Genomic DNA, 12,649 nt, shown 5'->3' with positions numbered 1-12,649 from the left:
CTTCTCTCATTAACTCCTGCTCGGCTGATGCTGCATATACCAATGTGAATGCGACAGCTGATCAAAGTAAAGGTTCTTGCTGGGGTGCTGGTCCGAACTGTAACGTTTGGTTCAAGTTTACCGCTACTACCGCCGCCTATGTGAATATTCAGTTAAAGATCGGCGGAAGCGAAGGTACATTACAGTATCCTTATATCGCACTATGGAATTCTTCTCTCAGTCAACTTTCTTGCGCTACATATAGTACAGCCACAGGTGATATTGAAACAAGATATGTGGGTTTAACACCTGGCGCAACATATTACATATCAATTGATACTTATCTCTCGTTTTATGCAGGCTCATTTAAACTTTGTTTGACCGATGTAAAAGATTATGATTATTATAACTATGCCACTGATATTACTTCAATTATTAATTCTTGTTCTGCAGATGCTGCCTATTCTACAGCTTTTGCCACCCCCGATCAAAGCAAGGGTTCCTGCTGGGCCACCGGCCCATGGTTTAACAGATGGTTTAAATTTACTGCCACTGCAACTACATATATAAATGTTCAATTAAAAACAGGAGGAAGTGAAGGCTCAATACAATATCCTTATCTGGCATTATGGAATTCATCACTTATCCAGCTTGCATGTGCATCATATTCGAGCGTTACTTCGGATATTGACTTAAGTTATACCGGACTTACTCCTGGAGCAACATATTATATTTCAGTCGATAATTACGCGAATACACTTTACCAGGGAACATTTAAACTTTGTCTTAGAGACGTAAATTTGCCAACAATACAGTTTAATCAAACAAGTTCAAGTGGGTCCGAGGCCTCTACGCCAGCAACAATCCAGATCAACCTTTCTGCCGTTTCGGCTTCGAATGTCACTGTGAATTATACTGTGACCGGTACAGCAACCGGCGGAGGTACTGATTACACATTAGCAAGTGGTACATATACAATTACAGCCGGCTCAACAACTGCTAATTTGTCCGCAGCCATTGTTAATGATGCAGTTGCTGAATCTTCTGAAACTATTATTGTAACATTATCCGCCCCTGTTAATGCAGTATTAGGAGCCAATACGGCTCATACATATACCATTCTTGATAATGATATTGCGGTACCGACTATACAGCTTGATCTCACAAGTTCGAGCGGATTGGAAGGAACTACTTCAGCCGGCTTCCTTGTTGATCTGTCAAGACTTTCGTCTTCTGATGTTACTGTTAATTATACTATAACAGGAACAGCATCAGGTGCTGGTGTTGATTATACTTTAGCTAACGGAACACTGACAATAAGTGCAGGTAACACGAATGGCACCCTAACAGCAATTGTAATTGATGATGCGACTGTGGAGGGCTCAGAAACAATTATTGTTACTTTGTCGGGTCCGGTAAATGCAACATTAGGAACCAATACTGTTCATACCTATACTATTCTTAATGATGATGATTCAACACCTTATACTGTAAACTCTGCCAATGATGTAGATGATGGAACTTGTGATGGTACTCATTGCTCTTTAAGAGAAGCAATTAATGCCGCCAATCTCAATGCAGGCTTCGATGTTATTAATTTTAATTTGGGCGCAGCCGGTCCTTATACAATAAATTTAGGTTCCGCATTACCTGCATTGACCGACAATTCCGGACTAATGATCAATGGATTTTCAAATACTGGTGCCTCGGCTAATACGACTTCCATTTTTAATGCTTCAACTACAACTCCAATGAACGCAGTTTATAAAGTAATTTTAAATAATACTCCGGGTACTATTCAAAAAGGACTTATAATTAGCGGTAACAACAATATCATCAAAGGCCTTGTACTTCCGAATTTCGGAGCGGCTACAAATACAAACGCTGATGTTGGAATTTATATAACAGGAACCAATAATTATATTTTAGGTTGTTATATAGGAATGAATTCGGATGGAACTACAATAGGAAGTACAAATTACAGTACATGGGTTGGTATTTATAGCTCAGCCGCCAGCAATATTATTGGAGACGGAACAGCTGCCGGTGCGAACCTGATCGCTGGAGGTGCCTATACAGGTATAAATATTCAAAGCCCGGCTACAGGGAATTTCGTTAGGGGTAATATGATAGGCCTGCAAAAAGACGGAAGTCAAGCTATAATCAACACGACCTATGGCATTGATCTTTATGCCTCCTCTAATACCATCGGCGGCCCGATTTCCGGACAGGGAAATGTAATTTCAGGATGTGGTGCGAATGGGATAACAATTCACGGAACATTAAACAATATTGCAGGAAATATAATCGGGCTTCAAGCCGATGGGATATCCAGGACGTGTCAGTCCTTTAGTCACCAATCATGGGGCATTTATATGGAATTGGCCAGTAACAATACGATAGGTGGCACAAATGCAGGTTGCAGGAATATTATATCGGACAATTCAAATGGTGGTATCAATATGTTTGGCAATTCTAATGCAAATACTATTATCAATAATTATATCGGGCCAAACGTGTTGGGCGAACAGATTCCCGGCGCTACGCAGACCTACGGTATATATTGTATTACTCAAAATAACCTTTTTGGAGGTTATACAAATGTTAATGCTCCAAACTTGATCGCCTATAATTCATATGGTATAAATATGCTTTTTAACGCAACAACAGGAAATTTGATATCAAGGAACAAGTTTGTTGGAAATTCGACTAAGCCTATTCACCTTTGGTTATCGTTCGCCGGTTTTGAGGCTAACGGAAACAAACCGCTTCCAACAATTACTTCATTGACTGCTACAACAGTGGGTGGTAGCAATGCACAAACAGGTGGAGTAGGTGATTCGGTTGAGGTTTTCAAAAGCACTACCGGCACTTGTGGGAATGCGAATACGTATTTAGGAACAGTTAAGGCCGATGCCGCCGGAAATTGGAGCTTGTCGGGTATATCTGTAAGTACGGGGGAAACAGTGATGGCTACATCAAGGACGGTAGCCAATAACAACACCTCCGAGTTCAGTATATGCCCTGCACCTTTGATCGGCAAAAAGGGTTCTTCCGATGATATAACGCTTTCGTACAAAGAGCCAGTGTCAGTATTAGCGCCATGTCCGGGTGGCTTACCTGTTGAGTTAGTCTCTTTTTATGCAGTTCCTGTCAATGATGAATATGTTCAATTGGCCTGGGTGACCGCGACAGAAACAAATAACGATTTTTTCACCGTTGAGCGCAGTGCAAATGCTGTTAACTTCGAGCCAATAACTGAAGTTCCGGGAGCAGGCAACAGTACTTCAGTGTTGGTTTATGCAGCAAAAGATGAGCAGCCATTGGGCGGTGTATCATATTACAAGTTGAAACAAACTGATTTTGACGGGAAGTACAAATACTCACCCATAATTGCAGTTAATATTGGTCAGCCTTCAATTGCACGTGTTTTTCCCAATCCTACGACCGGAGTTTTTACATTGCAGTTCAGTGGAAATAAAGAGAATAACGTGTTGGTTGTAATGCTGGATATAATGGGAAGGGAAGTGTTCAGCTCAAACATTATTTTTGAAGACGGATCAGTCAGGGTAATAGTAAACCCTGAAATAGATCTGCCCGCAGGAATATACTATGTTGTCGCTTCATCGAACGATAAAATAGTGAAACATAAACTTGTCATAACCCGTTAAAATTTACTTGTTTTTATTTGCAATATTTTATTTATAACTCATGTTACGCACGAATAGAATAAAAGTGAGTGAAAATCATGCTACCCCTCTGATTTATTTATTATTTATTATCGGTAATTTATTTGCCGGCAATAATAAAATAACTGACCCGCAAATAAAAGCGAGGGTAAGCCGGTGGATGGCGCATGAGGGGACTATTGGTTTTGAGGAGAATAAAGGGCAAATGGCCGACATGGATGGTAAACCATTGCCTTACGTATTCTTCAAAATCTCAGCGCCTGGTATAACTATGTATATCACCGAAAAGGGCATTACATATATGTTTTCTAAAGCTAATGAGGAACTTAAAAATGAAAAGGAATCGAGAGAAGAGGAGAATTTGAAAATGCAATACTGTAGAATTGATATGGATTTTAAAGGAGCAACAATTCTTAAAAAGAATATTATCAAAGAAAATCCTTTAGTGACAAATTTCAATTTTTTTTATAGCCACTGTCCACAGGGTATTTATGGAGTAAAACAATTTGAGAAAATAACTATAAAAGATATTTATTCCGGTATTGATTGGAAGATATATAATTCAAGTGATAAGGGATTTAAATACGATTTTATCGTTCACCCCGGAGCCGACCCAACGCAAATCGAACTGATTTATTCCTCGATTAAGCCTGCAGAGTTAAATGCAGGTGGAAATATTGTTATTGAAACGGATATAGGTACACTTACCGAAAATGCTCCCGTAAGCTTCCAGAATAATAGCAAAATTACAACCCGATTTAATAAAATACATAACCTGAGAAATTCGAAGGGTGGATATGATACTTACATTAAATTTGATTTAAGCGCGTACGATATTTCCCAAAATTTAACTATTGATCCGCAACTTTGGTGGGGAACATTTTATGGTGGTGGTTCAGGTGTTTACGGAGGCCCTTTAGATATTACTACGGATGCAAACAATGATTTTTATGTTGCAGGCTATGCAGAGGGTACCGGAACAGGAGCTGTTTTTCCCAATCAGGCCTGGGCTGGTGCATATTACGATAATACCAAGGGTGGATACGATGATGCATTTATTTTGAAATTTTCCGGTACAGGGGTTTTGATATGGAGTACTATGTATGGAGGAGGAGGAGGAGGATTTACAGATGCCGATTTTGGATCATGTTTAACTGTGGATAATAGTGGTAATTTATTTGTAGCGGGAAGTACCACAAGTGCAGCCTTTCCATTATTAAATTTACCAGGAGCATATAATGATAATACATACGGAGGTGCGGGTGGTTGGGGCTGGGGTGATATTTTTATTTTGAAATTTAATAATCTTGGAGTTCGTCAATGGGCAACATTATATGGCGGAAGCGGTGATGATGCTGCCCGTGATATTATTACAGATAATTTGGGAAACATTTGGATCACAGGACAAACAAGCTCTGCCAACTTTCCCACACTTGCTTTAGGTGGAGCTTTTAACCAGGCTGCTTCAGGGGGAAGTGATGACGCTTTTATTTTAAAATTCTCGGCAGCAGGCGCACTTCAATGGTCAACTTATTATGGCGGTTTTAATAATGACAGAGGAAGTTGTTTTAGTATCAGCAATGCAGGTAATTTTTTATTGATAAATGGAGATACGGACTCGCCGAATTTTCCAACTCAATCGTCCGGCGGAGCATATTTTGATAATACATTAGGAGGTATTTCAGATGCATTTATTTTGAAAATTTCTTTTGCAGGAGTTCGCCAATGGGCAACTCTTCTTGGCGGAACAAATGAAGAAAGGGGATACGGAATTGTTCAGGACAATAACGGAAACATTTACACGGCAGGAAAAACACGTTCAGCAAATTTTCCTGTTCTTTCATGGGGTAGTGCTTTTTTTGATATTTCATTAAATGGACCAAGTGATATATACGTTACTAAATTTACATCTACTGGTATACTACAGTGGTCAACCTATTTTGGAGGTAACGGGACAGATTATGAATCAGCTGATGGATATGCTATTATTCCGTTTAATAGTATTCAAATAGATGCTTGTGGTAATATATATGTTGGGTTTACAACTAATTCAACTGATAACCCCATTGTTAATAATTCCTGTGATTATGTTCAAAATACTTTTGGAGGAGGGATCTCCGATATTTTTCTGGCAAAATTCAATAATACAGGAGATCTGATATGGAGTACATATTTTGGTAGTGTTGAAGAAGAGTTTTGGGGTCGGATCACCATAGATAATTTGAACAATTTGTTTGTTTCCGGAGAATACAGAAGGAATGCAGCGGGCGGAATTCTTCCATTTGTTAATCCGGGTGCAGGAGCCTATTTTGACAACTCTTCCAATGGGGATGATGATGTATATATCGTAAAGTTCATTCCGGAAAAAAAACCTGCTTACGTTCAAAGCTATGTAAACGTTGCAGGTTGTAGCTGCAACGGCAGCGCCACTATAAATGTAAGTTGCGGCAATCCCAATTACAGCTATGTATGGAGCAATGGCAGCATCACAATAAACGTTACCAACTCCACCAATACCATTACAGGTTTATGCGCGGGAACATATACCGTAACAGCATACATGAACTGTGATACCTTACAAGCAGTATACGTCATTACAGGTGGCGGCGGTGGCTTAACCTTAAACAACACTCAAACAAATGTAACCTGCAACGGTGCTTCCACCATCAGGAATGAGTTGCCCGACATGTTCTACTACTTTTGTATTTCCTGATGAAGAAACAACCTACACGGTAACCGTAACCGATGCTAATGGATGCGCGGCCACCACCATGGTCGTTATAACCTCACCACCACCTTTGATCGGCCAATTCAGCAAAGGCTCCGCCACTTGCACCGGTTGTGACTGCAAGGAATGGTTAATGATAAACGCGACAGGTGGTACAAGCCCATACAGCTATGTATGGTCAAACGGCTATAACAGGAGGTATAAAAACAACCTTTGCCCGGGAACCTACACGATAAATATTACCGATAAAAACGGTTGCAGTGTAAATGTTAACCTCACTGCGCCCTGAGTACTGTTTTGTTGTCGGTTGTGGAGTGCATAACCCCGGGATAATTTCAAATGGACATACAATAACCCAACCGCTAAATTTCTTTCTCCTTTAGCACTTCCCTAAATGACCGCCCTTCTATTTTACTATCTAGCCAGGCAATAAAATCGAAATTATGCAGGCCTGATTTTTCGTTAGGGTCTTTCATGATCTTTTCTAATGCGGATCTTAATTCCTTGTATGCCTTTAATTCGCTCTGCTTGCTATTCATTTCAGGTAATTTTTTGCGAATAAAATCGAGTATAAGTGTTTCAAATTTGTATAATCTATTGTGTTTTAAAAAGTAATTGTGGGTTGATGCAGCCAAAGAGGGCAGGAGATCATGATTTTTTAATTCAACATGTACAATAAGATAGAACAGACGTACAAAGCCATATTTATCAAATGCATAATCTTTAGTTTCATTATTTAAAATTTTATTTAAGTAGTTCAGGCAAATTTTGTGTTTTTCGTTTGTGAAGTATAAAATGGAAATATTTATTAAAAGAGCCAGCTCATTAGACTTGTCTAATTTAAACCTGGAGTTGTTTTTAAGCCAATCTTCAATCTCGGGAAGACTATGAGCTGCTTCATTAAATTTACAATAATGAATGAATATCTGGCTGAGGTGTGAATAATAACGAAGTTGTATGTTTGAACGTTCTACGTGAGAGTTATGTGTGATATCCTTTAGAGAATTCAGGGTACGGAGGATCTCCTGGAAGTTCATTATTCCCAAGCCTGTCGTTAAAATATTATTCATTGTGTATAGATACGAATGAAAATATTGTTTTCTGAGCTGAACGCTGCTCTCTAGAAATTTTTTTAGTTGGATAAAATAATTTAAACTTTTTCGAATATCATTTACATGAAAAGAATAAGTGCCGTTAAGAAAGTAATAAGAGATCTTGGCTCTATTGGATAGGGCTTTAGACGGATCTTTCAGGAAAATATTTTTTTTCAGAGCCGCATGTTTTTTAGCAATTTCAGGATCTCTTAATTTACCCTGCTTACTTCCTACAGTAATTGATCTTGCTATAAGTTTTCTATACTGCTGGAAATTTTTTAGTTTTTCTAAAATGCGATCCTCGTTTTGGAAAAAATGCTCGTGATTATCTTCCAGCCATTTTATTTCATTTAACTGTTGCATCACAGTGTCTTCTATTGTCGAAAGTTCATAGGCATAAGTATAAAAATCAAAGTCAGAAGCTGTTTTTTTTGCTTTGTAGATCAGCTTCAAACATAAGCTGTAGTGCTTTTTCGATAGTAATATCCTTATATGGCTGATTTGCTTTCTTAATTGACTATCGATATTCTTATTGCTGTGAAAAATCTCCAGGCTATTCAAAATGCTTTCGCATAAATAAGCTTTCGCTACCGAAAAATTTTTAGTAAATCTTTCCTTTTCAAATTGCTTAATGATAGCAGCTTCATTATAAGATTTCTGAATTGCAATTGCGTCAAATAATTTTAAATATGTTTTTTCTCCAACTTGTAAGTTGGAGGCCAATTTAAAATGCCGCTTTTCTGTTTTTGTAAGTGATCTTATCAATACAAACAGGTCTTCGGATGACCTCATAGGAAACTTAGATTTATCTTCCAAAAGTAGCTATTTTTGTCATTTTAGTATATATATTTATGATATATACAAATGTTAGGATGCTTAAATTAAGTAAAAAATGATTTGTGCCTGAGGTAATTAGAAGATAACTTAGGACATAAGCTATTTAATTCAAACTGAATTGGTTTACACTGACTGATCGATCTCGAAAATGTTTTGAAAAACAATAAAAATTAAATGAGGCAAATTTGTTTTAGTTTATTTTTCCTGGTCGCGCAACATGTTGTCGGTAACAAAAATTTCGATTCTAAGTCCGGCAGCAAAAATATATCCGCTGAAAATAACCAAACCCAATTAGAACAAAGTATGCGGGGTGGTGGCATGAATTTTATCCAGAATAAAGGACAAATAGCAGATATCCAGGATCACCTGCGTTCCGAAATTTTATTTAAAGGTGATGGAGGAGGAGCGAATGTTTACATAAGAAAAACCGGTGTAAGTTATGTGCTGAATAACCTGGGTGAAATATTCAGTAGGATAAAAGAGGAGGAAGAAGAAAACGAAAGTTCGGATAATTTAAAAATAAATGAGCCGAAATCAGATTTGATGAAAGATCAGATCATCAAAGTGCACAGATTGGATGTTGATTTTGTGAACTGCAATCCTTCCCCTCAAGTGTTTGCAAGCGAACAGGTAGATGGATATACCAACTACTATTACCCGCATTGTCCTGATGGAATAACGCATGTAAACTCTTACAATGAAATAACAGTAAAAAATATTTACAACAATATTGATATAAAATATTACGGGGGTAAAGAAGTTTCGACTTCGCTCAACACAAGACATGGGCTGAAATACGATATTATAGTAAATAAGGGAGGAGATCCGGGACAGGTTAAATTAAAGTATAGTGGTACTGATGGTTTGGAAATAAGAAATGGGGAGTTAATTATAAAGAATTCTGTCCGTGAAATTATTGAGCAACTGCCAAAGGTGTATCAGAATATAAACGGAGAAATAATTGATGTAAAGACAGAATATAAGCTGGAGCAATCATTGTCAGGTAAGGATGTAATTATTCATTTTTCGTTTTTGTCCTATAACCCTTTATATCCCATGGTTATTGATCCATGGGCTTCTTATTACGGAGGAAGCGATTTGGAACTACAGGGGAATGTTACAAATGATCCGTCAGGTAATGTGTTGTTCACAGGCGTAACCCGTTCAGTTAATTTTCCTGTATCACCTGGCGCTTTTCAAATCGCATTTGCCGGCGGAACTGATGATGCTTTTGTAGTAAAAATGAATCCGGCCGGTAATCGTTTGTGGGCTACTTATTATGGAGGAAATGCCAGTCAAGACAATGGAATGGACATTGCCTCGGATGCTGCCGGAAATATATTGATGTCTGGCAATGTGTCTGGTGCCGCAAATATACCTATAGGAGCATCTGCCGGAAATACTGTGCATCAAAATGTCAGTGGAGGAGGGAACGATGCTTTTTTACTCAAACTTGATCCTACGGGAGCAAGGCTTTGGGCTACCTATTACGGGGGAGCCGGGGCAGAGGGTGGTCAGAGTGTTGCAACCGATGGTATCAATGTGTATTTATGCGGACAAACATCTTCAACAAATGGAATTTCAACGGGAGCTTCTTTCCAACCTGTTTTGAATGGAACTTTAAATGGCAATGATCAGGATGTTTACCTTGTGAAATTTACTCCAACCGGAGCACGGATTTGGGGTACATATACGGGAGGCTCGGGTCAGGAATCGCCTGGTGGTGTGGCGTGTGATAAATCAAATGGCAATATTTATTTAACAGGTCATACTACCTCTAATAACTTTCCTGTTTTTGCAGGGTATCAAATGATTTTTGCAGGTACCTCGGATGCATTTCTTGTCAAATTTAATGCTGCAGGTGTTCGGATATGGGCTACATATTATGGAGGTCCAAGTTATGATAATAATTTTTTTGGTATTGCTGTTGATGGTACAGGTAACGTAATTATTGCGGGTAAAACCCAGTCATCCACCGGTATATCTTCACCAGGCGCGTATCAAACCGTTTGGGGTGGTACGGGGGGGTTAGCTGATTTATGCTTGGTTAAATTCACCGCGCTTGGTATCCGTTTGTGGGCTACCTATATGGGCGGAAACCTGGATGAATGGATGGGCGGTCTTGCCGTTGATGGGGACAATAATATTTATTTATATGGGGAGTTTGAAGATTCAAACCAGGGAAATTATCCGATCAGTTCCTGTGCATACAAAACTTTTTGGGGTGGCATAGAAGATCAGTTTATTGCCAAATATGATCCCAACGGGATACAGAAATGCATTACCTTTTATGGAGGGACCGGAGAAGATGACATTGAATGGAACGGAAAAGGTATCTCTGTTTCGGGTAATTTTATTTATATCACCGGGTATACATTTGTAGATCCAACCTATTCTTATACGGGGAATTATCCTGTAACACCCGGCGCTTTTCAAACAGCTAAAGGCGGTGGAACGAGTGACATTTTCATCGCTCAATTGTGCATTAATATTTGCGAAACGAAAACCTATGGATTAAATTATTCAGCGAATACAACAACGGTTTGTATAAACAGTCCGGTTACATTTAGTCCTTTTGTCACCGCTTCATGTGACACAACAGGCTATAGGTTTAAGTGGACATTTACGGGAAGTAATCCGGCAACTTCAACCGCAGTAAAGCCGATAATTACTTATCCAACTCCCGGTGTTTATCCTGTAAAATTAGTACTTACAACCGCTTGTAAAAAAGACAGTGTTACAAAAGCCTCTTATATTACGGTAAATAGCTGTGGCTGCACAATGTCTGCATCGGCTTCGGTTATTGCAAATGTTAATTGTGCGGGTGGAAATAATGGCAGCGCCCAGGTTACTATCAGTAGCGGAAGCGTGCCTTATATGTATAACTGGAGTAATGGAACAAGCGGAAGCACGACTACAACTAATATACAGGTTACCGGTCTGTCATCAGGCAGCTATACTGTTACTATAACCGATGGTTTATGCGCTTCAGTTACATCTGTAACCATAACACAGGCCTTGGTAATAAATTCTGTTAGTTCAACAAATGTAACCTGTAACGGTGGCAATAACGGAGGTGCGACAATTACAGTAAATAATAGTACGGGCAGTCCTTATACATATAACTGGAGTAATGGTGTTGCAGGGACAACAATAGTTTCCCCATCTTCGGTTACAGGTTTGTCGGCAGGAGTTTATTCGGTAACTATTTCAGCAGGGTCATGTACTTCAATTACAACTGTTATAATCACACAGCCATTACCTTTATCAATTGGGTTTGCCACACAGTGGTCGTGTACGGCTAATAACACTATTGTCTCCGCTTATTCGTCAGGTGGAACAGCGCCATATAATTATTTGTGGAGTAATACCCAAACGACTTCTTCATTGAATCTTCCGGGGATAAGTCCGGGTACAATCAGTGTTACTATAACGGATGGTTTGGGATGTTCTGCCACTGCTAATATAAATGCTTCAAAACAACCTTTAGATGTCAGTATTACAAGCACAAATAGTACATGTACTGCCAATGGTTCAATTTCGGCAACCATCAATAGTGGGATTCCCCCATACACATATTCCTGGAATAGTGGTCAAACCACTCCGGGCTTTACCCCCGCACCTGGCAATTATACATTAACAGTTACAGACGGAAGCGGTTGCACAACTACTAAAACGGCGGTTATAACCAGCACGAGTCCTGTGTCAGCTACCTTTACAAAGCCGGTTACAGCTTGTATTGGAAGCCCTGTAAGTCTTATTAATACGGGAACGACGGGTACAGGTGTAACGTATTCCTGGAGCATTGGTGCTCCGGTAAGTGTGAGTGGCACCACCGTGAATTTTACTTATACTTTTTTAACAGCCGGAACTTACAGCATATTGCACCAGGTATTTAGCGGTGGCTGCTTAGCAACGGTTACAAGCAACATAGCTGTAATTAATTGTTCTGCCGCTCCGACTGTGACAGCCACGGGCAGTTCAGTTTGCCCCGGTAGTTGCGGTACAATATCATCAAATGCTATAGGTGGATCAGCACCATACACTTATTTATGGAGTAATGGCGCGACAACACAAAACATCAGTCCATGCCCTATATCAACAACAACTTACACGGTTACAATAAGAGATGCAGGAGGAAATACATCCACTTCAACAGCGGTTGTAACAATTAATCCGGCCGTTACTGTAACAACAACTGCAACAAATATAACGTGTAGCGGCGCTTCGACAGGCTCAGCAACCGCAACAGGAGCCGGAGGAAGTCCGGGTTATACATTCGCATGGAGCAATGGAGGTACAACATCTCAGATATCAAATCT

General features: G+C 39.3%; 5 protein-coding genes. 4 read left to right on the top strand and 1 reads right to left on the bottom strand.

The window, feature by feature from the left end:
• The 3 genes from HYU69_03985 to HYU69_03975 all read left to right on the top strand — a co-directional run.
• Positions 1 to 3,650: CSLREA domain-containing protein (locus tag HYU69_03985; GenBank protein ID MBI2269500.1), on the top strand; the 3,650-nt coding region annotated here is incomplete at its 5' end.
• 40 nt (positions 3,651 to 3,690) lie between these two features.
• Entirely contained in the window at positions 3,691 to 6,381 is a 2,691-nt protein-coding gene (locus HYU69_03980) for an SBBP repeat-containing protein (protein ID MBI2269499.1), read from the top strand.
• Positions 6,341 to 6,685, top strand: coding sequence for a hypothetical protein (locus tag HYU69_03975; GenBank protein ID MBI2269498.1), 345 nt, complete (start codon positions 6,341 to 6,343; stop codon positions 6,683 to 6,685). Before HYU69_03980 ends, HYU69_03975 begins: the two co-directional genes overlap by 41 nt.
• A gap of 73 nt (positions 6,686 to 6,758) precedes the next feature.
• Here HYU69_03975 and HYU69_03970 read toward each other — a convergent pair whose 3' ends face one another.
• The gene (locus tag HYU69_03970) at positions 6,759 to 8,213 is read right to left on the bottom strand and encodes a hypothetical protein (protein MBI2269497.1); all 1,455 of its coding nucleotides are present in this window, start codon (positions 8,211 to 8,213) and stop codon (positions 6,759 to 6,761) included.
• Positions 8,214 to 8,501: 288 nt separating this feature from the next.
• Here HYU69_03970 and HYU69_03965 point away from each other — a divergent pair.
• Positions 8,502 to 12,649, top strand: a 4,148-nt coding sequence (locus tag HYU69_03965; protein MBI2269496.1) for an SBBP repeat-containing protein, incomplete at its 3' end; no start/stop codon positions are given.

This window comes from Bacteroidota bacterium (genome assembly GCA_016183775.1).
GTDB lineage: Bacteria > Bacteroidota > Bacteroidia > JABDFU01 > JABDFU01 > JABDFU01.
This window is presented reverse-complemented; position numbering and strand designations above follow the sequence as displayed.

Bases quoted from the DNA above. Each gene is read 5' to 3' on its own strand.
- HYU69_03980 (MBI2269499.1), top strand. From the start codon at position 3,691: ATGTTACGCACGAATAGAATAAAAGTGAGTGAAAATCATGCTACCCCT.
- HYU69_03975 (MBI2269498.1), top strand. From the start codon at position 6,341: ATGAGTTGCCCGACATGTTCTACTACTTTTGTATTTCCTGATGAAGAA.